The 25147-nt window shown below is 64.9% G+C and carries 24 protein-coding genes; 16 read left to right on the top strand and 8 right to left on the bottom strand.

The window, feature by feature from the left end; genetic code table 11:
• Positions 1-7 precede the first annotated feature (7 nt).
• Genes deoC through xapA form a run of 3 tightly spaced genes read right to left on the bottom strand, consistent with a single transcriptional unit; the run spans position 8 to position 3024 of the window.
• Positions 8-964: a deoxyribose-phosphate aldolase gene (gene deoC, locus NX775_RS13370; protein ID WP_258836451.1), complete on the bottom strand. Its 957-nt coding sequence runs from the start codon at positions 962-964 to the stop codon at positions 8-10.
• Entirely contained in the window at positions 961-2154 is a 1194-nt protein-coding gene (locus tag NX775_RS13375; protein WP_258836452.1) for a phosphopentomutase, read from the bottom strand. The genes deoC and NX775_RS13375 overlap by 4 nt, the downstream gene beginning before the upstream one ends.
• A gap of 27 nt (positions 2155-2181) precedes the next feature.
• Positions 2182-3024: a xanthosine phosphorylase gene (gene xapA, locus NX775_RS13380; RefSeq protein WP_258836453.1), complete on the bottom strand. Its 843-nt coding sequence runs from the start codon at positions 3022-3024 to the stop codon at positions 2182-2184.
• 247 nt (positions 3025-3271) lie between these two features.
• Here xapA and NX775_RS13385 point away from each other — a divergent pair, with 247 nt between their 5' ends.
• The 8 genes from NX775_RS13385 to crtB all read left to right on the top strand — a co-directional run bounded on the left by NX775_RS13385 (position 3272) and on the right by crtB (position 12457).
• A complete protein-coding gene (locus NX775_RS13385) occupies positions 3272-4378 on the top strand; it encodes a carbohydrate kinase (RefSeq protein ID WP_258836454.1) in 1107 nt (368 codons plus the stop codon).
• Positions 4379-4391: 13 nt separating this feature from the next.
• Entirely contained in the window at positions 4392-5309 is a 918-nt protein-coding gene (locus NX775_RS13390) for a pseudouridine-5'-phosphate glycosidase (protein ID WP_258836455.1), read from the top strand.
• A 19-nt stretch (positions 5310-5328) separates the two neighbouring features.
• Positions 5329-6237 carry a LysR family transcriptional regulator gene (locus tag NX775_RS13395; protein ID WP_258836456.1) on the top strand — a complete coding sequence of 303 codons (909 nt, stop codon included), beginning with the start codon at positions 5329-5331 and terminating at the stop codon, positions 6235-6237.
• Between the two features lie 160 nt (positions 6238-6397).
• A complete protein-coding gene (locus NX775_RS13400) occupies positions 6398-7399 on the top strand; it encodes a polyprenyl synthetase family protein (protein ID WP_258836457.1) in 1002 nt (333 codons plus the stop codon).
• Between the two features lie 37 nt (positions 7400-7436).
• Positions 7437-8738, top strand: coding sequence for a glycosyltransferase (locus NX775_RS13405; RefSeq protein ID WP_258836458.1), 1302 nt, complete (start codon positions 7437-7439; stop codon positions 8736-8738).
• Positions 8731-9942 (top strand): lycopene beta-cyclase CrtY, encoded by a 1212-nt coding sequence (crtY, locus tag NX775_RS13410; protein WP_258836459.1) that lies wholly within the window; start codon positions 8731-8733, stop codon positions 9940-9942. Before NX775_RS13405 ends, crtY begins: the two co-directional genes overlap by 8 nt.
• Positions 9939-11465, top strand: a complete 1527-nt coding sequence (locus NX775_RS13415; protein WP_258836460.1) for a phytoene desaturase — start codon at positions 9939-9941, stop codon at positions 11463-11465. The genes crtY and NX775_RS13415 overlap by 4 nt, the downstream gene beginning before the upstream one ends.
• Positions 11462-12457: a 15-cis-phytoene synthase CrtB gene (gene crtB / locus NX775_RS13420; RefSeq protein ID WP_258836461.1), complete on the top strand. Its 996-nt coding sequence runs from the start codon at positions 11462-11464 to the stop codon at positions 12455-12457. Before NX775_RS13415 ends, crtB begins: the two co-directional genes overlap by 4 nt.
• Here the strand turns inward: crtB and NX775_RS13425 are convergent.
• The gene (locus NX775_RS13425; protein WP_183557398.1) at positions 12363-12887 is read right to left on the bottom strand and encodes a sterol desaturase family protein; all 525 of its coding nucleotides are present in this window, start codon (positions 12885-12887) and stop codon (positions 12363-12365) included. The genes crtB and NX775_RS13425 overlap by 95 nt on opposite strands.
• A gap of 141 nt (positions 12888-13028) precedes the next feature.
• Here NX775_RS13425 and NX775_RS13430 point away from each other — a divergent pair, with 141 nt between their 5' ends.
• Positions 13029-13442, top strand: a complete 414-nt coding sequence (locus NX775_RS13430) for a DUF2141 domain-containing protein (protein ID WP_258836462.1) — start codon at positions 13029-13031, stop codon at positions 13440-13442.
• A gap of 6 nt (positions 13443-13448) precedes the next feature.
• Here the strand turns inward: NX775_RS13430 and pcp are convergent, their stop codons facing one another.
• The 4 genes from pcp to NX775_RS13450 all read right to left on the bottom strand — a co-directional run bounded on the left by pcp (position 13449) and on the right by NX775_RS13450 (position 16151).
• Entirely contained in the window at positions 13449-14099 is a 651-nt protein-coding gene (pcp, locus tag NX775_RS13435; RefSeq protein WP_441295285.1) for a pyroglutamyl-peptidase I, read from the bottom strand.
• 2 nt (positions 14100-14101) lie between these two features.
• Entirely contained in the window at positions 14102-15058 is a 957-nt protein-coding gene (locus tag NX775_RS13440; RefSeq protein WP_258836464.1) for a DUF979 domain-containing protein, read from the bottom strand.
• Entirely contained in the window at positions 15055-15759 is a 705-nt protein-coding gene (locus NX775_RS13445; RefSeq protein ID WP_258836465.1) for a DUF969 domain-containing protein, read from the bottom strand. The genes NX775_RS13440 and NX775_RS13445 overlap by 4 nt, the downstream gene beginning before the upstream one ends.
• Positions 15760-15848: 89 nt before the next feature.
• Positions 15849-16151, bottom strand: a complete 303-nt coding sequence (locus tag NX775_RS13450) for a YciI-like protein (RefSeq protein WP_258836466.1) — start codon at positions 16149-16151, stop codon at positions 15849-15851.
• Positions 16152-16361: 210 nt separating this feature from the next.
• Between NX775_RS13450 and NX775_RS13455 the strand changes: the two genes are divergently transcribed.
• The 7 genes from NX775_RS13455 (at position 16362) to NX775_RS13485 (ending at position 24998) form a co-directional block, all read left to right on the top strand.
• Entirely contained in the window at positions 16362-17300 is a 939-nt protein-coding gene (locus NX775_RS13455; RefSeq protein ID WP_258836467.1) for an alpha/beta hydrolase, read from the top strand.
• Between the two features lie 245 nt (positions 17301-17545).
• The gene (locus NX775_RS13460) at positions 17546-18562 is read left to right on the top strand and encodes a BMP family lipoprotein (protein WP_183557378.1); all 1017 of its coding nucleotides are present in this window, start codon (positions 17546-17548) and stop codon (positions 18560-18562) included.
• A 96-nt stretch (positions 18563-18658) separates the two neighbouring features.
• Positions 18659-20188 (top strand): ABC transporter ATP-binding protein, encoded by a 1530-nt coding sequence (locus tag NX775_RS13465; RefSeq protein WP_258836468.1) that lies wholly within the window; start codon positions 18659-18661, stop codon positions 20186-20188.
• Entirely contained in the window at positions 20185-21291 is a 1107-nt protein-coding gene (locus NX775_RS13470; protein ID WP_258836469.1) for an ABC transporter permease, read from the top strand. Before NX775_RS13465 ends, NX775_RS13470 begins: the two co-directional genes overlap by 4 nt.
• 3 nt (positions 21292-21294) lie before the next feature.
• Complete coding sequence (locus tag NX775_RS13475; RefSeq protein ID WP_183557370.1) at positions 21295-22260, top strand: ABC transporter permease; 966 nt, start codon at positions 21295-21297, stop codon at positions 22258-22260.
• 243 nt (positions 22261-22503) lie between these two features.
• Positions 22504-24117: a methyl-accepting chemotaxis protein gene (locus NX775_RS13480; protein WP_258836470.1), complete on the top strand. Its 1614-nt coding sequence runs from the start codon at positions 22504-22506 to the stop codon at positions 24115-24117.
• A gap of 383 nt (positions 24118-24500) precedes the next feature.
• The gene (locus NX775_RS13485; RefSeq protein WP_258836471.1) at positions 24501-24998 is read left to right on the top strand and encodes a hypothetical protein; all 498 of its coding nucleotides are present in this window, start codon (positions 24501-24503) and stop codon (positions 24996-24998) included.
• Positions 24999-25147: the final 149 nt, after the last annotated feature.

Here is a 25147-nt window from a genome sequence, read left to right on the forward strand (position 1 = left end):
TCCGGATTTAAGGTTGCGCGTGACGATGGGCGGCCGAGTAGTTCCCGGTCACGTAGTGCTCAAGCTGGCGTTCGATGTCGGTCAGCAGGCTCGATGCACCGATGCGGAACAAGTGCGGCTGCAGCCAGTCGTTGCCCAGTTCTTCCTTCATCACGGTCAGGTATTGCAGCGCCGACTTCGCCGTCGAGACGCCGCCGGCCGGCTTGTAGCCGACCTGGAAACCGGTCAGTTCGTGGTAGTCGCGAATCGCGCGCACCATCACCAGCGAGACCGGGATGGTGGCGTTCACGCCTTCCTTGCCGGTCGAGGTCTTGATGAAGTCCGCGCCAGCCATCATGCAGACCCACGAGGCCTTTGCTACATTTTCCAGCGTGACCAGGTCACCGGTGGCCAGGATGGCTTTGACGTGCGCGTCGCCGCAAGCCTGGCGGTACGCCACCATCTCGTCATACAGCGCCTGCCAGTTGCCGAGCAAGACGTGCTGGCGCGTGATGACGATGTCGATTTCGGTGGCGCCGGCAGCGACCGACAGTTCGATCTCGCGCAGCTTGGTTTCCATGCTCGACAGGCCGGCCGGGAATGCGGTGGACACCGCGGCGATCGGCAAGCGGCCCTGCAACACCTTGACGGCTGGCGTGATCATTTCGTGGTACACGCAGACGGCGCCCGTGCTCAGGGTCTCGAGACCCAGTGCCTGCATCAGGTCCGCGCGCAGCGGGCGCATCGCCTTCATGCACAGGCGCTCGACGCGGCCTGGCGTGTCGTCGCCCGACAGCGTGGTCAGGTCCATGCACTCGATCGCGCGCACCAGCCATGCGGCCTGGTATTCCTTCTTCACCGTGCGGCGGTTCGCCAGGCTCGCGGCGCGGCGGTCGGCTGCGTTGCGGTTGACCTTGAGACTGTTGATCAGGCCAAGGTCCAGGTCCATGGCGACGTTGCGTTTGAAGTCCAGCGGCTGGCTCATAGCTGTGCGATTCCGTTCGAGAGTGGTTTGACGCCAAGGTGCTTGGCCAGCGTGGCGCCGATATCCGAGAAGGTGTCTGCCACTGGCAGCTCCTGCGGCGCGACGTTCGGGCCGAAGAAGATCATCGGGATGTATTCGCGGGTGTGGTCCGAACCCGGCGCGGTTGGGTCGCACCCGTGGTCGGCGGTGAGTACGACCAGGTCGCCGTCCTTCAGCTTGGCCATGAATTCTGGCAGGCGCGCGTCCAGTTCGTGCAGCGCGTTGGCGTAGCCGGCGACGTCGCGGCGGTGGCCGAAGTGCATGTCGAAGTCGACGAAGTTGACGAACGTGAGCGACTTGTCGCCCGCTTCGTCGGTGACTTCGAGCAGGCGGTCAAAGAGCGCCATATTGTCCGGGCCCTTGATCAGGCGCGTGACGCCCTGCCCTGCATAGATGTCGCTGATCTTGCCGAGGGCGAAGACGTCGCCGCCCGCGTCCTTGACGTGATCCAGCAGCGTCGGCGCGACTGGCGGCACCGCGTAGTCGTGGCGGTTCGATGTGCGCTTGTAGTCGCCGTTGGCGCCCGTGAACGGACGCGCAATCACGCGGCCGATGTTGTACGGCTTGACCAGTTCATAGGCCGCTTCGCAGACGGCGTACAGGCGCTCGAGGCCAAAGTGCTCTTCGTGCGCGGCGATCTGCAGCACCGAGTCGGCCGACGTGTACAGGATCGGCTTGCCGGTGGCGACGTGTTCATCGCCGAAATCGTTGATGACGGTGGTGCCCGAGGCGTGGCAGTTGGCCAGCCAGCCCGGCACGCCGGTCAGTTCCTGCAGCTTGTCAGTGAGCTCCTTCGGGAACGACGGCACGGTCTTCGGGAAGTAACCCCAGTCGAACAGCACCGGCACGCCGGCGATTTCCCAGTGGCCGCTTTGCGTGTCCTTGCCGGTCGACTGTTCGCGCGCGATGCCCCAGGCGCCGGTGAAACCGTCGCGCTGGCTGAAACCCGGCGCCCATTCGCCGCTGGCCTTATGGCCGGCCGCGCCCAGGCCGAGGCGCTCGAGGTTCGGCAGCGCCATCGGCTTGCCTTCTTTCGCGGCCCATTCGGCGATGTGGCCGAAGGTGTTGGCATCAAGATCGCCATATTTGTCGGCGTCGGGCAGCGCGCCCAGGCCGAAGGAGTCCAGCAGGAGGATGAATGCACGGGACATTGGATCGCTCGCTTTCGGTAAGTGTGATTAAGCGTCTGCGCGTGGGGTCGAACCAAGGCGCTCGATATACGCATGGATCAGCGTGACCATGTCCTTGGCCGCGATCGCCGCGTACTTCAGGGTCTGCTCGTGCGACAGCGCGAACGGCGACAGGCCTTCGGCCAGATTCGTGATTGCCGAAACGGCCGTCACTTTCAGGCCGCAGTGGCGCGCCGCGATCACTTCGGGGATCAGCGACATGCCGACGACATCGGCGCCCAGCGTCTTGAAGGCGCGGATTTCGGCGACGGTCTCGAAGTGCGGACCGGCGGCGGCCAGGTACACGCCTTCGTTCAGCACGATGCCCTTTTCTTTGGCGACGGCCTTGACCTGCTCGCGCGTCTCGGCATCGTAGGCATTGGACATGCTGAAGAAGCGCGGGCCGAAGCGCTCGTCGTTCGGGCCCGACATCGGGCTGCCCGGCAAGAAGTTGATGTGGTCGGTGATCGCGACCAGCGAGCCGGCATCGGCTTCGATGTTCAGCGAGCCGGCGGCATTGGTCACGAACAGCAGTTCGCAGCCGATCTGCTTCAGGGTACGCACGGCGTTGGTCATCACGCCCGGACCGTAGCCTTCGTAGAAGTGGCCGCGGCCTTTCATGCAGGCGACCGGCACGCCGGCCAGTTCGCCCAGCACCAGTTCACCGGCGTGACCGTGCACGGTGCTGATCGGGAAGCCCGGCAGGTCGGCGTAGCTGATCGACACGGCATCCGTCATCTGTTCGGCCAGCACACCCAGTCCGGAGCCGAGGATCAGCGCGACGCGCGGTGCAAAGCCCGGCTTGCGGGCGCGGATGATGTCGGCGGCGTCGAACGGGAGATTGCTGGACATGTTATTCCTTGTGAGGTCTGGTGATGTGGGGAGATGGGGGTAAGGCTGGAGCGGCCTTCGCAGGCGCGGCGGCATCTGGTCAGCTGAATATTATAACTATGCATGAATGCCGATATGTATGGCAAATACACTTTTTCTTCCCGATTTATATGTTTTCGCGATAAATTAGCAGGACCACGCCAACGTTGACGGCGCCATGACAAATGTCTAGCATTGCCGGACATAAGTTTAAATCATTTGCCGAGCGATGCCCAAAAAAGACCAGTTGTACGAGCTGATCCGCGCCAACCCGTTCATCTCCCAGCAAGACCTGGCGGCGCGCCTCGGCCTGTCGCGCTCGGCTGTCGCGAACTACATTGCTACGCTCGTGCGCGAGCGGCGCATCCTCGGCCGCGCCTATGTGCTGCCGGATCACCGCCCCGTCGTCTGCATCGGCGCGTCGAATCTCGACCGCAAGCTGCGCTCGCTCGGCCCGCTCGCCTTGGGCACGTCGAATCCGGCGCGCCAGACCGAGTCGTTCGGCGGCGTGGCGCGCAATATCGCCGAGAACCTCGCGCGCCTCGGCGCTCCCACCAGCCTCATCACCGCAGTCGGCCCGGACGCCTCGGGCCGCGCGCTGCTTGCGCATGCCGACGAAGCGGGCATCGACACGCGCAGCGTGCTGCTGGTCGACGGCGCGGCCAGCGGCACCTACACGGCGGTGCTCGATGAGGATGGCGAGATGCGCGTCGCGCTGGCCGACATGGCGATCAACGACGCGCTCACGCCCGCATTCTTCGCCAGCCGCGCGCCGCAGCGCGCCGGCGCCGCGCTGATCGTGGCCGACCTGAACCTGCCGCAGGATGCCGTGGCCGGGTTGCTGGGCGACGCGCTGGCGGGCGGCGTGCCGATGGTGGTCGTCGCCGTGTCCGAACCGAAGATCAACCGCCTGCCGCGCGACCTGCGTGGCCTGCGCCTGTTGATCCTGAACCTCGGCGAACTGGCAGAACGCGCCGGCCGCGCGATGGACAGCGAGGCCGCGATCTCGCGCGCCTGCCTGGATTTGCAGGCCGACGGCGCGCAGGACGTGATCGTCACGCGCGGCGCGCAGGGCGTCATGTTCACGACACCCGACGGCCTGCGCAGCCTGGCAGCGCCGGCCGTCGACGTGGTCGACGTCACCGGCGCCGGCGACGCGTTTGCCGCCGCCGTCTGCTGGAGCCTGTACAGCGGCGCTACTTCGCTCGACCTGGCCTGCCGCCGCGGCCTGGCCCTGTCCGCCATGACCATCGGCTGCGCGCAGACCGTCTGCCCCCAACTTGCGCCCGGCTTGCTCGATCAACCGGCCGACAGCCAACTCCTTATTACTGATTAACCAGAGACCTCCCATGCACAACTTCCTCCTGCTCTCGCCCGAAGTGGCCGCCGCCCGCACCGCTGGCAAACCGATCGTCGCCCTCGAATCGACCATCATCTCGCACGGCATGCCGTACCCGCAGAACGTGCGCACCGCGCGCGAGGTCGAACAGATCATCCGCGACGCCGGCGCCGTGCCGGCCACGATCGCCGTCATCGCCGGCAAGATCTGCATCGGCCTGTCGGACGAGCAGCTCGAACTGCTCGGCGCTTCGCCGGACGCGATGAAAGTGAGCCGGCGCGACCTGGCCTACGTGCTGGCGCAGGCGCGCCTGGGCGCAACCACCGTTGCCGCGACGATGATCTGCGCGCAGCTGGCCGGCATCGAAGTGTTCGTCACCGGCGGCATCGGCGGCGTGCACCGCGGCGCCGAAACGAGCTTCGACATCTCGGCCGACCTGCAGGAACTGGCGCAGACCAGCGTGGCCGTCGTCTGCGCTGGCGTTAAATCGATTCTCGACATTGGCCTGACGCTCGAATACCTCGAAACGCACGGCGTGCCGGTGCTGAGCGTTGGCCAGCCGGGCTTTCCGGCCTTCTTCACGCGCGAGAGCGGCTTCCAGGCCGACTTCCAGATCGACTCGCCCGAAGACCAGGCGGCGTTCATCCGCACCAAGTGGCAGCTCGGCCTGGCCGGCGGCGTCGTGGTGAGCAATCCGGTGCCGGCCGACGCCGCAATGGCGCCCGCCGAGATCGATGCCATCATCACGCAGGCGCTGGGCGAAGCGGCCAGCCAGAACGTCACCGGCAAGAAGGTCACGCCGTTCCTGCTGGGCCGCATCAAGGAGCTCACCGAGGGCCGCAGCCTGGCCACCAATATCGCGCTGGTCAAGCACAACGCGCTGATCGGCGCGCGCCTGGCCGTGGCGCTGAACCACCGCGCGGCCTGAGTCGTTAGCGTAGCCGCCCATGTCGATCGACCTGAAACAACTGAAGTACTTCCTGGCGGTGGCTGAAGAAAAGAGCTTCAGCCGCGCTGCCGAGCGCCTGCACATTTCGCAGCCGCCGCTGTCGCAGCAGATCATGAAGCTTGAAAGCGAACTGGGGGTGCGCCTGTTTACCCGCACCACGCGCAGCTTCGAGCTAACAGTGGCCGGGCGCGCGCTGATGGTCGAGGCGGCCGACCTGCTGGGCCGGATGCGCATGACGATCGACACCATCCGCCAGATCGACCGCGGCCAGGTGGGCCGGCTGCGCGTGGGCATCGTCGGCTCGGCGATGTGGGGCCCGATCCCCGGCCTGCTCGAACGCTTCCAGACCGATTTCCCGCGCGTGACGTGGACGATCCACGAGCTGGGGCCGAACGACCAGTGGGAGGCGCTGCGCAACAAGCAGATCGACGTGGGCTTCTGGCGCGAGCCGCGCATCGAGCCGGACGTGCTGAAGGCCGCCAACCTGCGCCAGGAGCTGTGCTTCAAGGAGCAGTTCTGCGTGGCAGTCAATGCGCGCCATCCGCTGGCGGGCCGCGATGCGATCTCGCTGCTCGACATCGCCGGCGAGCCGATGCTGACGCTGCACCTGGACCAGTCGGCCGAGCCGCGCTACCTGATGCAATGCTGCGTGAACGCGGGCTTCGAGCCGACCATCTTCCAGGAAGCGGCCGAGCCACAGACGCTGCTGGCGATGGTCGGCGCCGGCCTGGGCGTGGCCCTGATGCCGGAAACGACGAGCCGCATTGGCTGGCCGGGGGTGCGCTTCCTGCCAATTAATGCGCATGCGCCGTCGGCCAACCTGTATATCAGTTACCCGGCGCAGGACGATGCGCCGGTGGTGCGGGCGTTTCTGAAAATCCTGTTCCCGGATTCACCAGCCGAGTAAACAATCGAACCGTTTTTGTCCCGTAAAGCATTGCCTTTCTGCACACATGGGTATAATTTCTAGGCAGAAAACTACGCACGATTGAGGCCAATTAATTATTTTTTAACTTTGGGTCCGGTATGATAGTTATCAAGACCATCAATTTTCCAGAGGAGCTCGTATGACTACAGCAACGCCGCGCTACGACGGGCTCCGCCTGAAAAAATTCGACGACGCCGTGTTCGATGACATCGACACGCTGCGCTCGGCGATCGACGACCGCATTGAACAACTGCTGAGCGCGAACGGCCAGTCCGACAGCCTGGCCAAGGCCATGCGCACATCGGCCCTGTCGGCCGGCAAGCGCATGCGTCCGCTGCTGGTCATGCTGGTGGCGCGCGACCTCGGCTGCGCCTCACCAGCTCTGATCGACGTGGCCTGCTCGGTCGAACTGGTGCATGCAGCCTCGCTGATCCTCGACGACCTGCCGTGCATGGACGACGCCAGCCTGCGCCGCGGCAAACCGGCGATCCACATCCAGTTCGGGCAGGACGTCGCCATCCTGGCCTCGGTTGCCCTCCTTAGCCGCGCCTTTGGCGTGCTGTCGCAATCCCAGGATATCCAGCCGGCCACCCGCGCGCGCCTCGTCGCGACGCTGGCGCAGACGGTGGGCGACCAGGGTCTCGTGCGCGGCCAGTTCGAAGACCTGCACGGCGGCGCGCGCTCGCCCGAGGCGATTGCCACCACCAATGAACTCAAGACCGGCCTGCTGCTGGGCGTTGCCGTTGATATGGCGGCGATCATGTGCCACGCCGACGAAAGCGTGTCGCAGCAGTTGCGCGCCTTCGCGCTGGCGGCGGGCCAGGCATTCCAGATCAAGGATGACTTCCTCGACGGCGCCGGCAACGACAGCGCGATCACGGGCAAGGACACAGGCAAGGACATCGGCAAGGCCACCCTGATCAATACGCTCGGCTTCGACGAAGCGCAGCGCCGCCTGTCGGCCTGCCTGATCGAGGCCGACCGCTGCCTGGGCGCCGCCGTCGGCGGCAAGGGCCGCACGCGGCATTTCATGGGCGCGCTGTTCGCCAAGGAAGCCAAGGGCACGCGCTTCGTCGCAGAACCCGCCAAACCGCGCGAACTGCGCCCGAGTCACCAGCTGGCCGAATTGCGCCTGAACTGAATCCCTGAACTGCATCCCTGATCTTACCAACCCTCGCATGACGCACTTCGCGGTCGTGGCTCCGGCCCTGTATAGCCACTTCAACACGCTGATGGTGCTGGCGCGCGAACTCGTCACGCGCGGCCACCGCGTCACCTTCATCCATCGCCCGGATGCTGCTGCCTACGTCAAAGATGCGCGCGTCGGCTTTCACGCCATCGGCGCGGCCACCCATCCGGCCGGCTCGCTGCCTGCGATGCTGGCACGTGTGGCAAATCCCGGCAGCCCGCTGGGCCTGCGCCGCGTGATCCTCGACATGGCGGCCAGCACCGAAATGCTGTGCCGCGAACTGCCGGCCGCGCTGAAGGCGCTGCAGGTCGACTGCGTGCTGGCCGACCAGATGGAAGCGGCCGGCGGCATGGTGGCCGAAAGCATCGGCATGCCGTTCATCTCGATCGCATGCGCCCTGCCCGTCAACCGCGAGCCGGGCATCCCGTTGCCGGTGATGCCGTTCGTGTACGAGGACAGCGAGCGCGCCTTCAAGATCGTCGAAGGCAGCACGCGCGTCTATGACTGGATGATGGGTCCGCACCACCGTGCGATCGCGGCAGAAGCCGAACGTCTTGACCTGCCGCCACGCAGCATGCTGCACGAATGCCTGTCGCCGCTGGCGCAGATCGCGCAGATTGTGCCGGGCTTTGATTTCCCGCGCCGCGAACTGCCGGCGCATTTTCACCATGTCGGGCCGCTGCACGCGGCCAATGTGGCGCCGGCCCTGAGTCCCCAAGAGCTGGCGCCGTTCCTGCCGCCGGCGTCCAGCACGCGCCCGTTCATCTACGCGTCGCTCGGCACGCTGGTGAGCGACCGCTACAGCCTCTTCAAGCGCATCGCCAAGGCCTGCAAGCAGCTCGACGCCGACCTGTTGATCGCCCACTGCGGCGGCCTGAATGACGCGCAGGTGCGCTCGCTCGAAGCCATCGGCGCCACGCGCGTGCACGCCTACGTGCCGCAGTTGGCCGTCTTGGCGCGCGCCGACGCGATCGTCTCGCATGCGGGCGCGAACACCATCATGGAAGCGGTGGCGGCGCGCACGCCAATCCTGGCGCTGCCGATTGCCTTCGACCACCCGGGCGGCGCCGCGCGTGTCGAGTACAGCGGCGTTGGCCTGCGCGCCTCGCCGCGCATGAGCAGTGTGGCCGACCTGGTCCGCAAGCTGCGCCGGCTGCTGGCCGAGCCCGATTTCGCGGCACGCATGGCGCCATTGTCCGACGCGATCCGCGTTGCCGGTGGCGCGCCGCGCGCAGCCGACATCATCGAGGCTGCACTGCACCTGCCGACGGCGGTGGCCAGCCATGGATGAGCGCAGCAACGGTGGCCGCGACCGCATCGACCACGACCTGATCCTGGTCGGCGGCGGCCTGGCCAACAGCCTGATCGCCTGGCGCCTGCAGACCGAGCGCCCCGAATTGCGCATCCTGCTGCTTGAGCAGGGCCGGCATCTGGGCGGCAACCATACTTGGTCATTCCACGACAGCGACCTGAGCGCGGCCCAGCTGCGCTGGATCGCGCCGCTCGTCTCGCACCGCTGGCCGGGTTACGACGTCGTGTTTCCCGAACACGCGCGCGCCCTGAATGGCGGTTACGCCAGCATTGCCTCGCCCGATTTTGCGCGCACGATCGAAGCCGCCCTGGGCCCGCTGCTGCGCACCGGCGTGCGGATCGACGCCGTCACGCCCACGAGTGTGCGCCTGGCCGATGGCACGCTGCTGCATGCGCATGCCGTCATCGACGGGCGCGGCCCCAGCGCCAGCCCGCACCTGGCGCTGGGCTACCAGACCTTTCTGGGCCAGGAAGTGCGCCTCCATGCGCCGCACGGCTTGAGCCAGCCGGTGATCATGGATGCGAGCGTGGCCCAGCAAGGCGGCTACCGCTTCGTCTACCTGCTGCCGTTCGGCCCCGATCGCGTACTGATTGAAGACACGCATTACGTCGACAGCGCCGTCTGGGAACCGGAACGGCTGCGCGCCAACATCGCCGCCTATGCGGCCGGGCGCGGCTGGCAGATCCGTGACGTGCTGCGCGAAGAACAGGGCTCGCTGCCGATCGTGCTGGCCGGCGACTTCGACCGCTTCTGGAATGCCCTCGATGGCCAGCCCACCGTCGGCCTGCGCGCTGGCCTGTTTCACCAGACGACCGGCTATTCGCTGCCGGTGGCCGTGCGCCTGGCCGAACGTATCGCGGCCCTGCCCGACCTGGCAGCGCCGTTTGCGGCACAATCACTGTTTGCCGCGATCCGAAAAGAAGCGCGCGACGAATGGCAGCGCCAGGGCTTTTTCCGCATGCTCAACCGCATGCTGTTCATGGCCGGCAGCCCCGACCACCGCTGGCACGTGATGCAGCGCTTTTACCGCCTCGGCGCGCCGATGATCGCGCGCTTTTACGCCGGCCGCCTGACATTCGCCGACAAGCTGCGCCTGTTGACCGGCAAGCCGCCGGTCCCGGTCATGGAAGCCTTCGTCGCCGTCCGCAAGACACAACCCCATCAGATCAGGAATCCCGAATGAACCAGATGAAAATCGAACCCAAACGCGCCGTCGTGATCGGCGCCGGCTTCGGTGGCCTGGCCCTGGCCATCCGGCTGCAGGCCGGCGGCACGCAGACCACCCTGCTCGAAAAACGCGACAAGCCGGGCGGCCGCGCCTACGTCTACGAAGACCAGGGCTTCACGTTCGACGCCGGCCCCACCGTCATCACGGATCCGACCGCGATCGAAGAACTGTTCACGCTGTGCGGCAAGAAGATCGGCGACTACGTCGAGATGCTGCCGGTCACGCCGTTCTACCGCCTGTGCTGGGAAGACGGCACCTTCTTCGACTATGCGAACGACCAGGAAGCGCTCGACCGCCAGATCCATGCCCTCAATCCGGCTGACGTGGCCGGCTACCAGCGCTTTCTCGCCTATTCGAAAGCCGTGTTCGACGAGGGCTACCTGAAGCTGGGTGCCGTGCCGTTCCTCTCGTTCCGCGACATGATCAACGCCGGCCCGAAGCTGGCGCGCCTCGAAGCATGGAAGAGCGTCTACAGCATGGTCTCGCGCTTCGTGAAGAACGAGCACCTGCGCCAGGCCTTCTCGTTCCATTCGCTGCTGGTGGGCGGCAATCCATTTGCCACCAGCTCGATCTACACGCTGATCCACGCGCTGGAACGGCGCTGGGGCGTGTGGTTCCCGCGCGGCGGCACCGGTGCGCTCGTCAATGGTCTCGTGCGCCTGTTCCAGGACATGGGCGGCAAGCTCGAACTGAACGCCCCCGTGGCGCGCATCGAAACCGTCGGCAACCTGGCCAGCGGCGTGCGGCTGGAAGACGGCCGCTGGTTCCCGGCCGACGCCGTCGCCTCGAATGCCGACGTCGTGCACACCTATGCCAATCTGCTGAGCAACCACGGCCGCGGCAGCAGCCAGGGCGAAGCGCTGCGCAAGAAGCGCTGGAGCAATTCGCTGTTCGTGATCTACTTTGGCCTGAACAAGCACCATGAGCAGCTGCAGCACCACACGGTCTGCTTCGGCGCGCGCTACAAGGACCTGATCACCGAGATCTTCAAGAGCGACAAGCTGGCCGACGACTTTTCGCTGTACCTGCACGCGCCGTGCGTGACTGACCCGTCGCTGGCGCCACCAGGCTGCGGCAGCCACTACGTGCTGGCGCCGGTGCCGCATCTGGGCAATGCGCCGATCGACTGGGACGTCGAAGGGCCGCGCTACCGCGACCGCATCTTCGACTACCTCGAGAAGCGCTATATGCCGGGCCTGCGCAGCCAGCTGGTCACGAGCCGCATCTTCACGCCGAACGACTTCCGCGATGAGCTCAATGCGCACGTGGGCTCGGCCTTCTCGCTCGAGCCGATCCTGACGCAAAGCGCCTGGTTCCGTCCGCACAACCGCGACGCCGAACTGCCGAACCTGTACCTGGTCGGCGCCGGCACCCACCCCGGCGCGGGCGTGCCGGGCGTGATCGGTTCGGCCAAGGCTACCGCCGGCCTGATGCTCGAAGGTGTCAACGCGGGAGCGCATGCCGGAGGGCTGCGATGACGACAGAGGCCGGCCAGAACCTGATGGCGCACGCGACCCAGACCATTGAGGTCGGGTCGAAGAGCTTTGCAGCGGCGGCCAAACTGTTCCCGCCGGCCACGCGGCGCGCCGTGCTGATGCTGTATGCGTGGTGCCGCCACTGCGACGACGTCGTCGATGGCCAGGAGCTGGGCTTTGCCAGCGCCCCGGTAGCGCAGGCCACGCACAATGCGCCGTTCGAACTCGACCGGCTGTACGACAACACCCGCCGCGCCTATGAGGGCGAGCCGATGCGCGATCCGGCCTTTGCCGCGTTCCAGGAAGTGGCGCTGGGCCACGCGATCGCGCCGCGCTATGCGTACGATCACCTGGCCGGCTTTGCGATGGACGTCAACGAGGCGCGCTACCGCACGATCGACGACACGCTGCGCTACTGCTACCACGTGGCCGGCGTCGTCGGCCTGATGATGGCGTCGATCATGGGTGCGCGCGATGAAGCAGTGCTCGACCGCGCCTGCGACCTGGGGCTCGCGTTCCAGCTGACGAATATCGCGCGCGACATCATTGACGACGCCGCCATCGGCCGTTGCTACGTGCCGGACGCGTGGCTGATCGAGGCCGGCATCCAGCCGGATCTGGTCGCGCTGCCGCGCCACCGGGCCGCGCTGGCGACAGTGGCTGCGCGCCTGGTGGACCATGCGGAGCCGTACTACGCGTCGGCGTCGATCGGTCTGGCGGCGTTGCCGCTGCGCTCGGCGTGGGCGATTGCCACGGCGCGCAATGTGTATCGGCAGATCGGGGTGGAAGTAAAACGGCGCGGACCGCGCGCGTGGGACAAGCGGGTCGGCACATCGAAGGCGACCAAGCTGCGCCTGCTCGCGCTGGGCGGCCTGCAGGCGCTGGCCTCGCGCCTGCAGTCTAGTCGCGAGCTGCCGGCGCGGCGTGGTCTGTGGCAGCGGCCTGGCCGCGCGGACCCCGCAACTGGTTCTGCTGGGCCTGCAACTGCTGCTTGAGTTTGGTGACGGGCGGCGCGTACAAAAAGCCGAATGACACGGCGCCCTCCTTGCCCTCGACCGCATGGTGCATGCGGTGGGCCTGGTACAGGCGCTTGAAGTAGCCGCTGCGCGGCACGTAGCGGAACGGCCAGCGCTGGTGCACCAGGCCATCGTGGGCGATGAAATACAGCAGGCCGTAGCCGGTCATGCCGGCGCCGATCCATTCGATGCGCCCGTAACCGCGCGTGCCGAACCAGATCAGGGCGATGGCGATGCCGGCAAAGACGACGGCGTACAGGTCGTTCTTTTCGAACCAGCCGGTGCGCGGCTCGTGGTGCGAGCGATGCCAGCCCCAGCCGAAGCCGTGCATGATGTACTTGTGCGCGACGATGGAAAACAATTCCATGAAGGCGATGGTGGCGATAACGATGAGCGCGTTGAGCAGCATAATGAAGTAAGCGCCTTGATGGGATGGCGGGCATGGAAGCGGATGCCGACAGCCTAACATGCGACCGCTCCGCACGGTAGCGCAGCAACGGCGGCAGGCGGTCAAACACGATACACCAACAATTGAATCATTGGAGAATACATGCAATCGACTTTCCGTACTTTAGTGCTCGCCGCAGCATTCTGCGCCGCAGGCAGCGCCTCGGCCGCATCGATCGAAGTACGCGTCCAGGGCGTCACGGCCAAGGGCAAAGTGCTCGTCGCCGTGTGCGACAAGACGACCTTTTTAAAAGATTGCGCGTATTCCGGCTCAGCGCCGGCCAAGGCAGGCGAGACGGTCGTCACGGTCGATGGCGTGCCGACCGGTTCGTGGGCCGTGCTGTCGTATCAGGACGAGAACGACAACGGCAAGCTCGATCGCAACGTACTGGGCATCCCGAAAGAGCCGTACGCATTCAGCCGCGACGCCCGTGGCCGTTTCGGTCCGCCGAGCTTCGAGGATGCCGCGTTCGAGCTGCGTGACGAAAAAGCCGTTACGACGATCAAGCTGCGCTGATCGCTGTCAGTGCGTCGCACCGCCCGCTTCGCGCAGGTCGGTGTCGACGCCGAGCGTGACTTCCACCGCCAGTTTGACCCCGGCGATGATGTCGTCCAGCGCCATCGACGGTGGCGCGTCAAGCCGCGCGGCCGCCTGCTCCGGCAGAAACGGCACGTGAATAAACCCCGCCTTGATCGGTTGCGGCTGCGTCGCCGCGTGGTGCATCAGGCCATAGAACACGTGGTTGCAGACGAACGTGCCGGCCGTCTGCGAGACACCCGCCACCAGCCCCCGTGCGCGCAGCGCGTGCACGATCGCCTTGATCGGCAGCGTCGAGAAATACGCGGCCGGACCGTCGGCGGCAATCGCCGTATCGACCGGCTGCTGCCCGCCGTTATCCAGGATCGACGCATCGTCGACATTGATCGCCACCCGCTCGACCGAGATATCGGGCCGCCCGCCCGCCTGGCCGACCGCGATCACGACGTCCGGATGCAGCTCGTCGATCAGCGCCGTCAGGTCCTCGATGGCGTCGCCGAACACGCACGGCAACTGGCGCACCTCGACCTGAAAACTGTCGCCCTGCCACCCTTCCAGCGCGCGCACGGCCTCCCAGGCCGGATTGATGGTGGCGCCATTGAACGGCTCGAAGCCCGTCAGCAACACAGTCTTGATCATCACAGGTTCATCAAAAAGTAGAGCAAAAAGATATTGGCCACCAGGATCGGCAGCGCACTCGGGATCTGGGCCCGGATCACGGCGTTCTTGTCGGGCAGTTCCAGCAGCGCGGCCGGCACAATATTGAAGTTGGCCGCCATCGGCGTCATCAGGGTACCGCAATACGCGCTGAACATCCCGATCGCCGCCATCACGGCCGGGTTGGCGCCGTACACCCCCACCAGCACCGAGATCCCGACGCCGCCCGCCATGACGGGAAAGGCGGCAAAGCCGTTGCCCATCACGATCGTAAACAGCGCCATGCCGAGGCAGTAGACGGCCACCGCGATGAACGCGGAGTCCAGGCCGATATAGGTCGTCGTCAGGTGCGCCACCGCCTTGCCCACTCCCGCTTCGGAAAACAGCAGGCCCAGCACCGCCAGGATGTGCGGCAGCACGACGGCCCAGCTCATCGCGTCGACCAGGCGCCGCGCTTCGCGCACGCCCTGCAACGGCGTGGCGCGCGTGAGCCAGCACGCGGCGATCAGAGCCACGACTGCGCCGCAACCCATGCTGACGATCGTGATGTGGGCCGGGTCGAGCAGCGGCAAGCCGCCCAGCTGCACGTCCTTCAGTAAAGTCGCGCCGATCACGGTCACCAGCGGCAGCAGCAGCGCCGGGATGAACAGGCGGTTGCCCAGCCGCGCAGCGCTGGCCTGGCGCGCTTCCGGCGCCAGTGCTTTCGGCTGACCGGCTTTCACGCCACCAAAACCGGCCAGCAGCGCCATGCCGATCATCAGCGCGCCGACCGCCGCCAGCGGCAGCGCTTCGCCCGCCAGATACAGCAGCGCGTACAGGCCCCAGAACAGGGCCGTCGTGACCCGGCGCGGATTGCTGCGGTCCACCAGGTTCATGATGGCCACGGCCGCCAGCAGCAGGCCGACGAGAATGTAGAAGTGATCAATCGAGAGCGTCATGCGGCGCCCTTCTCGTCCAGCACGGCGCGGGCAATCTCGACGTCCAGGCGCCGCAGGTTCCAGGCGTGGATGACGAACGCCGTGATCGCCGTCGGGATGCCCCACAGCGCGATGTGCAGCGGATTGACCTCGATGCCTTCGGCTTGCAGGATCGTGTGCATCAGGACGATGGCGCCGAACGCAACGAAGATGTCTTCGCCGAAGAACAGGCCGATATTGTCGGTGGCGGCCGACATCGCGCGGATGCGGTAGCGGATGCGCTGGGGCAGCGGACCGTGTTGCGCTTCGGCCGCTGCTTCGGCCATTGGCGCGACCAGCGGGCGCACCATCGTCGGATGGCCGCCCAGGCTGGTCAGGCCCAGCGCCGCGGTGCTCTCGCGGGCAAACAGGTAGACGATCAGCAGGCGCCCGGCGGTGGCCGAGCGCACCTTGCCGATGGCGGACTGGGCGCGGTCACGCAGGCCGAAGCGCTCGAGCAGGCCGATGGCGGCCAGCGGCAGCAGCAGGATGAGTGGCAGGTTGCGGGTCTTGAGGAAGGCGGCGCCAAGCGTTTCGAGCAACGTCATGACCGACATCGCGGCGGCAACGCCCGTCACGCCGCAGGCGGCCACCGCGACCAGGACCGGATTGGCGCGCAGCACAAACCCGACCACGATGACGGCCACGCCGAGCAGTGGCCACAGATTCACAGCAGATTGCATTGCATTCCCCGGCGGTGATAAACGCGGGCAATCTTACCCGATGTTCATGGGGCGCCGAGGTGAATGTCGGACGGGATCAGCTGCAATGATCAGCCGGGCCGGACGGGATTGGTCGCGAGGTCACCGACGACCGTGTTCCACTGGCGCACATGGAAGGCGCGCACGAGGCCATTGAGCACGTACGGATCGCGCGCCGCGAACAGCTGCACCAGCTCTGCGGTCTCGCAGTTGAACACGAGGACCGCCTTGTCGGCCGGCTCGGCCATGGCGCCGGCAAGAATCAGCTCGCCGCGTTCCTGCGCTTCCCACGCCAGCGCCAGGTGGGCGTCGCGAAATTCGCCGCGGCGTTCGAGATAGTCGGGGGCCAGATCATAGGTCAGAAGAAAATGCACGAAGACTCCAGGAGATGGCGCGTGGCCGGATGCATCAATCCTACCGGAAAGCCGAACAAGTGGCGCAAGCGTGCTGTCCGGCATCGCTACCACGGGGCAGGCTCTTCCATGTTGGAATAAAACAACTTTTTGGCTGCCAAAACGTCATGGAACATGCATAGAAGAATGCCTCTAAGAACAAAACTCGACAGCAGGCGTAGACTTGCAAGCATGGACAGGTCGAAAAAAATGGCGGCGGGACTCACTGGACTGGCCAGCATGTTATGGCTGGGCCTGACCGCTGCCGTCGCGGCCAACCAGCGCCGCCTCGTGTTCAATCCGACGCTCGAACGCGAAGTCAAAAGCCCCCGTTCGAGCGGTCACCGCACCCGCCCCGTGGTCTTGCGCGCCAAGGACGGCACGCGTCCTGCCGGCTGGCTGATGACGCCCGTGATTCCCGGTCCGCGCCCGGCCGTGCTGTACTTTGGCGGGCGCTCAGAAGAAGTGTCGTGGGTCGCGCGCGACGCCGGCAAGCTGTTCCCCAACATGACCGTGCTGGCGATGAATTACCGCGGCTATGGCGACTCGCAAGGCATCCCGGCCGAAATCCACATGATCGAAGACGGCGCCCTGCTCTACGACTGGCTGGCCACGCGCGGCCAGGTCGACCCGCAGCGCATCGCCGTGGTTGGCCGCAGCCTGGGCTCGGGCGTTGCCGTGCAAGTGGCCCGCGAACGCCCCGCGCATTCGGTCGTGCTGATCACGCCGTACGATTCGATCCTGGCGATTGCCAAGCGGCGTTTTCGCGTGATGCCCATCGAATACATGCTGCGCCACCGCTTCGAGTCGATCAAGTACGCACCGATGCTCAAGGCGCCTACCTACGTGCTGCGCGCCGCCAGCGACGATGTCGTGCCCCACTTCCACACAGACCTCCTGGTGGCCAAGCTGGGCGCGCTGGTGGCCGACGAGGTGGTGCCGGATTCCGATCATATGACCATCCCCTACCTGCAAGCGACGCATGACATGGTTGCCGGTTTCCTCACGCGCCAGTTCAGCGCGCCAGTCACGCCGGCTGCTGCAGCCGCCGTGGCCGATGCGGTGGCGAATGCCACGCCACCGGTCGAAACGACGGCGGCAGCGCCCGATCTGGCCCTTGCTACAAAATAATCGCTGAATTTGTCAGCATTTATATTTCCAGCGAATAAATTGGGAAGTAAAATCGTATTTGTCATCAACTTGCAGCTTGATGCATATTTGACAGCTTGTGCCCGAAGGGCGCGGGCCTGGCCCCAACGACCCTCCCCAGATACAAACCGTAACCACTTGCACGGCGCCGTGCTGCGACAATCGCGCAGCCGATCCCATCGCAAGGCATGCGGCGGGTACAATATCGCTATTCCAGGAGCTCAACCATGAAATTCAAGCAACTCAGCATCACCGTGGCGGCCATGTGCCTTGCCGGCAGCGCGCTGGCAGCGCCATCGACCGCACCGATCGCCGCGCCGAAATTCGGCATGGTCTACGATGCGGGCGGCAAGTTCGACAAGTCGTTCAACCAGTCGGCCTTCGAGGGCCTGCAGCGCTTCTCGAAAGAGACCGGCGTGAAGGTGTTCGAGGTCCAGGCCAATAGCGATACCCAGGCCGAGCAAGTCATGCGCGGCCTGGCGCGCAAGAAGGTCGACCTGATCGCCGCCATCGGTTTCTCGCAGACCCAGGCCGTGCAAAAAGTCGCGCGTGAATTCCCGAACGTGCGCTTCATCCTGATCGACAGCGTGGCGCAAGGCCCGAACATCGAATCGGTGATGTTCAAGGAGCAGGAAGGCGCGTACCTGGTCGGCGTGGCGTCGGCCATGGCGTCCAAGACCAAGAAGCTCGGCTTTGTCGGCGGCATGGACATTCCGCTGATCCGCGCATTCGCCTGCGGCTACGGCCAGGGCGCCAAGGCGCAGGCACCGAAAGCTGAAATCATCCAGAACATGGTCGGCACCACGGCAGCAGCCTGGAACGATCCTGCCAAGGGCGGCGAGCTGGCACGCGCGCAATTTGACCGCGGCGTGGACGTGGTCTTCGCCGTGGCCGGCGGCAGCGGCATGGGCGCGCTGCAGATGGCCAAGACCAAGGGCAAGCTGGCCGTGGGCGTCGACTCGAACCAGAACTATCTGCACCCGGGCACGATGCTGACCTCGATGGTCAAGCGCGTCGACGTGGCCGTGTATGACTCGTTCATGGCCGTCAAGAAAGGCACCTGGAAAGCAGGCGTCACCTACAAGGGCCTGAAAGAAGGCGGCGTCGACTGGGTGCTGGACAAGGATAACCGCGCGGTCGTCACGCCCGAAATCGAAAAGCGCGTGAACGGCGTACGCCAGGACATCATCAACGGCAAGATCAAGGTCATCGATTACCGCGCCGGCAGTTCCTGCCCGGTCTGATCACCTTCATTCCATTCGAAGCGCGCCGCGCCGGTTGATTACCGGTCCGGCGCGCTTTTGAATGATAAGCACACTTCCTTTTTACGACAGATCGCAATGCAGCCAGCCGTAGAATTTCGCAACGTGAGCAAGGCCTTCGGGCCGGTGCAGGCGAACGCCGACGTCAGCTTCTCGATCGCCAAGGGTTCGATCCATGGTGTGATCGGCGAAAATGGCGCGGGCAAATCCACCCTGATGAGTATCCTGTACGGCTACTACCATGCCGACAGCGGGCAGCTCGTCATCAACGGCAAGGAGCAGCAGATCCGCTCGAGCCAGGAAGCCATCGGGCTCGGCATCGGCATGGTCCACCAGCACTTCATGCTGGTCGAGAACATGACGGTGCTCGACAACGTGATGCTCGGCGCCGAAGGCGCCTTCAAATTGTCGAAGAAACGCCGCGAAACCGAAGTGAAGCTGCGCGAGATCTGCGCGCGCTACCACCTCGACGTCGATCCGCTGGCCGTGATTTCCGATTTGTCGGTGGGCGCGCAGCAGCGCGTCGAAATCCTCAAGCAGATCTACCGCAGCGCCGAGATCCTGATCCTGGACGAGCCGACCGCCGTGCTCACCACGCAGGAAATCGCGTCGCTGTTCGACATCCTGCGGCTGTTCAAGGAACAGGGCAAGACCATCATCCTGATCACCCACAAGCTGGGCGAGATCATGGACATCACCGACCAGGTGACCGTGATGCGCGCAGGCCGCCTGGCCGGCGCCGTCGCCACGGTCGACACCAGCAAAGAGCAGCTGGCCAACATGATGGTCGGCCGTCCGATCGAAGGCAACCTGCCGCGCAAACCGTATGCACCAGGCGCGCCGGTGCTGCAGGTCGAGAACCTGCAACTGAAGGACGCGAACGGCGTGCAGCTGCTGGGCGACATTGCCCTGTCGGTGCGCGCTGGCGAGATCGTCGCCATTGCCGGCGTGTCGGGCAATGGCCAGAGCGAGCTGATGCACATCCTGTCGGGCATGCGCCTGCCGACGTCCGGCACCGTGGCAGTGGAAGGCAAGCCCCTGCCCTGGGCCGGCCGCTCGAACGCCGACGGCCTGCCCGCCGAACTGCGCGACATGGGCATCGGCCACGTGCCGGAAGACCGCCTGCGCGACGGCGTGATCAAGGATTTCTCGGTCATGCAGAACACCGTGTTCGGCTACCAGGAGCGCGTCACGAAGGGCATGGGCCTGTTCGATTTCGACGCCATCGCCAAGCGCTGCGCGCATTTGCTCGAGGCTTTCGATGTGCGCCCGAAAGACCCCAACGTGCGCATCGGCCTGCTCTCGGGCGGCAACCAGCAGAAGGTCGTGATCGCGCGCGAAGTGTCGGGCTCGCCCAAGCTGCTGCTGGTGGGCCAGCCCACGCGCGGCGTGGACATCGGCACCATCGAGAGCATCCACACGCAACTGCTGCGCCTGCGCGACGAGGGCGTCGCGATCCTGCTGGTCTCGACCGAGCTGGAAGAAGTGCGCGCGCTGGCTGACCGCATCATCGTGATGTCGGGCGGGCGCATTACCGGCGAATTGCCGATCGACGAATTCGACACGACCCGCATTGGCCTGTTGATGGGCGGGATGCACAAATCATGAAAACCACTGAACTCCCACGCTGGGCCTCGGGCTTTGTCCTGCCGGTCCTGAATCTGCTCTCTGCCCTGCTGGTCGCGGCGCTCGTGATCCATCTGCTGGGCGAAAGCCCGGTCGAGTCGCTGCAGATCCTCGTCAACAGCGCCGTCATCAATCCGGAAGGCCTGTCGTACACGCTGTTCTATGCGTCGACTTTCGTGTTTACCGGCCTGGCCGTGTCGATCGCGATGAAGGCGGGCCTGTTCAACATCGGCGCCGAAGGCCAGATGTATCTGGGCGGCCTGGGCCTGACGCTGGCGATGCTGGCGTTCGACGCGACGCTCTCGCCGTGGCTCCTGATTCCGCTGGCGATCGTCGCCAGCGCCGTCTTCGGCGCAGCCTGGGCTTTCCTGCCGGGCTACCTGCAGGCCAAGCGCGGCAGCCACGTGGTGGTCACGACCATCATGTTCAACTTCATCGCCGCTGGCCTGATGAACTTCATCATCGTCAAGTACATGATCCCCGAGGGTGACCAGAACCCGGCCAGCCGCACCTTCACCGACGCTGCCGCGATCCCGCTGCTGTCGAACTGGCTGCCGTTCTTCGGCGAGAGCACGCCCCTGAACCTGGCCTTCCTCCTGGCCCTGGTCGCGCTGGTGGTCTACTGGGTGGCCGTGTCGCGTTCGAGCTGGGGTTATCGCCTGCAGGCCACCGGCCTGAACGCCCACGCCGCGCACTATGCGGGCGTGCGCATCAGCCGCACGATCATCATTGCGATGCTGATCTCGGGCGCCCTGGCGGGCCTGGCTGCAGTGAATTCGATCCTCGGCTCGACCCACTACCTGAGCCTGAACTTCCCGGCCGGCGCCGGCTTCATCGGCATCGCGATTGCGCTGATGGGCCGCCAGCATCCGGTGGGCATCCTGCTCTCGTCGATCCTGTTCGGCGCGCTGATCCAGGGCGGGTTCGACCTGTCGCTGGAAAAACCAAACATCCCGCAAGAGACCTTCATTTTCATCCAGGGCCTGATCATCCTGTTCTGCGGCGCCATGGAAAACATGTACGCGCCGGCGGTACTCAAACTGATCAACGCAACACGCTCCAACAACGGCGCAAGCAAGGGATAAGCCATGGAAGACTTCCAGTTCGCCAGTATCGTCGTCTCCACCATCCGCAACGCGCCGGTGCTGATGTTCGCGGCCATGGCCGGCCTGTTCGCCGAGCGCAGCGGCGTGGTCGACATCGGCCTCGAAGGCAAGATCCTCGCGTCGGCCTTCGTGTCGGCCGGCGTTGCCTACACCTACCAGGATCCGTGGCTGGGCATCGCGGCTGGCATCGTGGCCTCCGTCGTGCTGGCGCTGATCCAGGCATTCGTCTCGATCACGCAAAAGGGCAACCAGCTCGTGGCCGGCATCGCGATCAATATCGCGATGAGCGGGCTGACGTTCGTCGTCGCCCAGTACTTCTTCCAGCAGGGCGGGCGCACGCCCGACCTCGGTGAGGCGCGCCTCGCGAGCGTCATCCTGCCCGGGACCGAACTGGTGGCCGACGTCCCGGTGCTGGGCTGGGTCTATGGCAGCCTGATCGGCGGGCATTCGGTGCTGGTGTACCTGGCCTTCGCCCTGCTCCCAATCGTGCACTGGGTGCTGTTCTACAGCCGCTTCGGCCTGCGCCTGCGCGCCTGTGGCGAAAACCCGCATGCGGCTGACGCAGCCGGCATCTCGGTCCAGCGCACCCGCTATACGGCAATGATCATCGCCGGCGTGCTGTGCTCGTTCTCGGGCGCCTATCTGTCGATCGTCCAGAGCGGCTTCTTCTTGCGCGACATGTCGGCCGGCGCCGGCTACCTGGCGCTGACAGCGCTGGTGTTCGGCAACTGGCGCCCCGTGCACACGGTGCTCGGTTGCATGATGTTCGGCTTCTTTGCCGCGGTGCAGATCCAGATCGAAGGCGTTGACCTGCCGGTCGTGGGCCGCATTCCGGGTTCGCTGATCCAGATGATTCCGTACATCGTTACCGTGGTCGTGCTGGCTGGTTTGATGGCCAAGTCGGTGGCGCCCAAGGCGCTGGGCAAGCCGTTCGTCAAATCGCGCTGATCGTTTGCCGGCCTCTGACCGAACCGTGACGCTGCCGCCCTGGCAGCGTCAAACGTTTCAGGGGTGCGCGTACTGCGAAAACTTCGTCTGTACAACGCGTGACCATCGCGCGACATTTCGGAAAAGTCATTGTGCTTCGCACAATTTTTCCGGATTTTCTGTTCCGAATCTGTGAGAATGCAATGCCTTGTGGCAATACTTTGTATGCCACGAATTTTGCTTTTCACCGATAGACGGAATTTCATGAACTTTCAAAATCTCAAGATCCGCACGCTGATCCTCGGCGGCTTCGCTACCATCCTTGCCGCGATGGTGCTGCTGGTTGGCATTGGCCTGTTCCAGATGCAGAAAGCGGAAAATCTGACCGACGAGCTGACCGGCGAAAGCCTGCACCGCCTCGCCCTGCTGCAGGAATGGCAGGCCATCATCGAGACCAACGCCGCGCGCACGATCGCCGCAATCAAGATGGCCGATGCGAACGATGAAAAATACTTCCTCGACGCGATCGCCGAATCGTCCAAGCGTTCGGACGTGGTGCACAAGGAACTGACCACGAGCCTGGCGAACAACCCCGCCGCAATGGCCCTGTTTGCCAAGGTCGACGAGCAGCGCGAAGGCTACCGCAAGGCGCGCAAGAGTGTGATGGCGCAGAAGGCGGCCGGCGACGATGCGGCCGTGCGCAACTTCCTCAATACCGACATGCTGCCGCGCGTGCAGTCGTATCTCGACAGCCTGCGCGCCATCGTCAAGTTCCAGAAGGACGTCGTGGCCGCCGATTCGGTGAAGATCGACGAGAGCTTCGCAACGAGCCTGAAGCTGCAGGTCACGCTGGCCGCCCTCGCGCTGGTCTGCGGCGGCCTGTTCGCCTGGTGGATCGGCCGTCGTATCACGACCCCGCTCGAAGAAGCCGTGCTGGTCGCGCAGACCGTCGCCACCGGTGACCTGAGCAGCCAGATCGTCGTCCAGGGCAGGAACGAGACGGGCGCGCTGATGGGCGCCCTGAAGGACATGAACGACAACCTGGTCGGCATCGTCAGTCAGGTGCGCAGCGGCACCGAAACGATCGCCGAAGCGGCCGACCAGATCTCGGCTGGCAACCTCGAACTGTCGGCCCGCACCGAGCAGCAGGCCGGCGCGCTGGAAGAAACCGCATCGTCGATGGAAGAGTTGACCTCGACCGTCCGCCAGAACGCGGACAACGCCCGCGAAGCCAACACGCTGGCGCAGAACGCCTCGCAGGTGGCCGGCCGCGGCGGCGACACCGTCGGGCGCGTCGTCCAGACGATGGACGCCATCACCGATTCGTCGAAGAAGATCGTGGACATCATCGGCGTCATTGATGGCATCGCGTTCCAGACCAATATCCTGGCGCTCAACGCGGCAGTCGAAGCAGCACGCGCCGGTGAACAGGGCCGCGGTTTCGCGGTCGTGGCCTCCGAAGTGCGCAATCTGGCGCAGCGTTCGGCCGCAGCAGCGAAAGAAATCAAGACCCTGATCGGCGACTCGAGCGCCAAGGTCGAAGAAGGCAGCCGCCTGGTGTCGGATGCCGGCGCGACGATGCAGGAAATCGTCGACAGCATCGGCCGCGTGACCAGCATCATGTCGGGCATCGCCATGGCCAGCCAGGAGCAGTCGGCCGGCATCGAACAGGTGAACCAGGCGATCGCGCAAATGGACCAGGTGACGCAGCAGAACGCGGCGCTGGTCGAAGAAGCCGCCGCCGCATCGACATCGATGCGCGAACAGGCGCAAGCACTGTCGCAGCTGGTGTCGACGTTCCGCTTCGAAGCGCAGCAAGCGCGTCCCGCGCTCAAGAGCGTGGCGCGGCCAGCGCTGGGGATGCGCGAGACTGCGTAACGCAGGGTACCTTCTCCACCACATGAAACGCCGGGTTCGCCCGGCGTTTTTTTTGATGTTAAGGAAATCTTAGCTAGCAGTCAGAACAGCCAGGAACAGCCAGGGTCAGGTCTGACATTTGGACACGAACTCTGCCTTGATCAATTCATCAGGGCATTCATAAATAGACTTTTGTCGAGCTCGTGTCTGAATGCCAGACCTGACCCTGTTTATGAGACCTGACCCAGTTCAGGCTGTGCCCCTGTCGTGCCCTGTTCTTAACCGCTTCCGCGTGTGGGCAACCTGCAACAACGTTAAAAAATGGAATCGTGCGCGCAAGAGGATTTCTTCTCTTATCTTAGTATGTGCAATATCATTTTTTTAACAGCCAAGGAATTATTGTAATGAAGACTGTCTCCGTACGCCTCCTGTCCAGCCTGGTCCTGATGGCCGCCTCGTTCTCGGCCTCGGCCGGTCCGAACGTGGTCAAGGCGCTTGAAGTCAACGGCGTATTCAATGAAAAAGTGGGACCTGCGCCGCAGTGTGCGTCCACCCTCGGCGGCAAGCTTGCCGGCCACGGTGAGACGGCTGAAGGTACGCCAGTCGCGTTCGTGGGCGGAGATTGCTTCGCCCAGTCCGGCACCACGTTCACTTTCAGCAATGGCAAGTTCATCCTGCTGTATCCAAACGGCGACCAGATTTTCGCCGACTACAGTGGCCAGTTCGTTCCTACCGGCGCAGGCACTGCCTACGTCATGAACGGCGGCACCTTCACCATCACTGGCGGCTCCGGCACCTATTTTCACGCAACCGGCGGCGGCTCGCTGAGCGGCACTGAAGACTTGTCGAACGGCGCCGGTACGATCGGCTTATCGGGTCGTGTTTCTTACAAGCCGAAGTAATCGCTGTAACAGCGCCGAGCGACGCTGACACTGCGTCGTGACAGCGTGGGGCAAAAAGAGCGGCATGTAAAAAGAGCGGCGTGTATCCCGCTCTTTTTACATGCCTCTCTTTTTCTTGACCATGCCTGATGATGTGATTGACAGGTCAT

This window comes from Massilia aurea (genome assembly GCF_024753205.1).
GTDB lineage: Bacteria > Pseudomonadota > Gammaproteobacteria > Burkholderiales > Burkholderiaceae_D > Telluria > Telluria aurea.

Excerpts from the sequence above, each read along its gene's own strand:
- NX775_RS13400 (WP_258836457.1), top strand. The coding sequence starts at position 6,398 with ATGACTACAGCAACGCCGCGCTACGACGGGCTCCGCCTGAAAAAATTC.
- NX775_RS13415 (WP_258836460.1), top strand. The coding sequence starts at position 9,939 with ATGAACCAGATGAAAATCGAACCCAAACGCGCCGTCGTGATCGGCGCC.
- NX775_RS13475 (WP_183557370.1), top strand. The coding sequence starts at position 21,295 with ATGGAAGACTTCCAGTTCGCCAGTATCGTCGTCTCCACCATCCGCAAC.
- NX775_RS13390 (WP_258836455.1), top strand. The coding sequence starts at position 4,392 with ATGCACAACTTCCTCCTGCTCTCGCCCGAAGTGGCCGCCGCCCGCACC.
- crtY (WP_258836459.1), top strand. The coding sequence starts at position 8,731 with ATGGATGAGCGCAGCAACGGTGGCCGCGACCGCATCGACCACGACCTG.
- NX775_RS13430 (WP_258836462.1), top strand. The coding sequence starts at position 13,029 with ATGCAATCGACTTTCCGTACTTTAGTGCTCGCCGCAGCATTCTGCGCC.
- xapA (WP_258836453.1), bottom strand. The coding sequence starts at position 3,024 with ATGTCCAGCAATCTCCCGTTCGACGCCGCCGACATCATCCGCGCCCGC.
- NX775_RS13445 (WP_258836465.1), bottom strand. The coding sequence starts at position 15,759 with ATGCAATCTGCTGTGAATCTGTGGCCACTGCTCGGCGTGGCCGTCATC.
- NX775_RS13440 (WP_258836464.1), bottom strand. The coding sequence starts at position 15,058 with ATGACGCTCTCGATTGATCACTTCTACATTCTCGTCGGCCTGCTGCTG.
- NX775_RS13375 (WP_258836452.1), bottom strand. The coding sequence starts at position 2,154 with ATGTCCCGTGCATTCATCCTCCTGCTGGACTCCTTCGGCCTGGGCGCG.
- deoC (WP_258836451.1), bottom strand. The coding sequence starts at position 964 with ATGAGCCAGCCGCTGGACTTCAAACGCAACGTCGCCATGGACCTGGAC.
- NX775_RS13480 (WP_258836470.1), top strand. The coding sequence starts at position 22,504 with ATGAACTTTCAAAATCTCAAGATCCGCACGCTGATCCTCGGCGGCTTC.
- NX775_RS13470 (WP_258836469.1), top strand. The coding sequence starts at position 20,185 with ATGAAAACCACTGAACTCCCACGCTGGGCCTCGGGCTTTGTCCTGCCG.
- NX775_RS13455 (WP_258836467.1), top strand. The coding sequence starts at position 16,362 with ATGGACAGGTCGAAAAAAATGGCGGCGGGACTCACTGGACTGGCCAGC.
- NX775_RS13465 (WP_258836468.1), top strand. The coding sequence starts at position 18,659 with ATGCAGCCAGCCGTAGAATTTCGCAACGTGAGCAAGGCCTTCGGGCCG.
- NX775_RS13425 (WP_183557398.1), bottom strand. The coding sequence starts at position 12,887 with ATGCTGCTCAACGCGCTCATCGTTATCGCCACCATCGCCTTCATGGAA.
- NX775_RS13405 (WP_258836458.1), top strand. The coding sequence starts at position 7,437 with ATGACGCACTTCGCGGTCGTGGCTCCGGCCCTGTATAGCCACTTCAAC.
- crtB (WP_258836461.1), top strand. The coding sequence starts at position 11,462 with ATGACGACAGAGGCCGGCCAGAACCTGATGGCGCACGCGACCCAGACC.
- NX775_RS13485 (WP_258836471.1), top strand. The coding sequence starts at position 24,501 with ATGAAGACTGTCTCCGTACGCCTCCTGTCCAGCCTGGTCCTGATGGCC.
- NX775_RS13395 (WP_258836456.1), top strand. The coding sequence starts at position 5,329 with ATGTCGATCGACCTGAAACAACTGAAGTACTTCCTGGCGGTGGCTGAA.
- NX775_RS13385 (WP_258836454.1), top strand. The coding sequence starts at position 3,272 with ATGCCCAAAAAAGACCAGTTGTACGAGCTGATCCGCGCCAACCCGTTC.
- NX775_RS13460 (WP_183557378.1), top strand. The coding sequence starts at position 17,546 with ATGAAATTCAAGCAACTCAGCATCACCGTGGCGGCCATGTGCCTTGCC.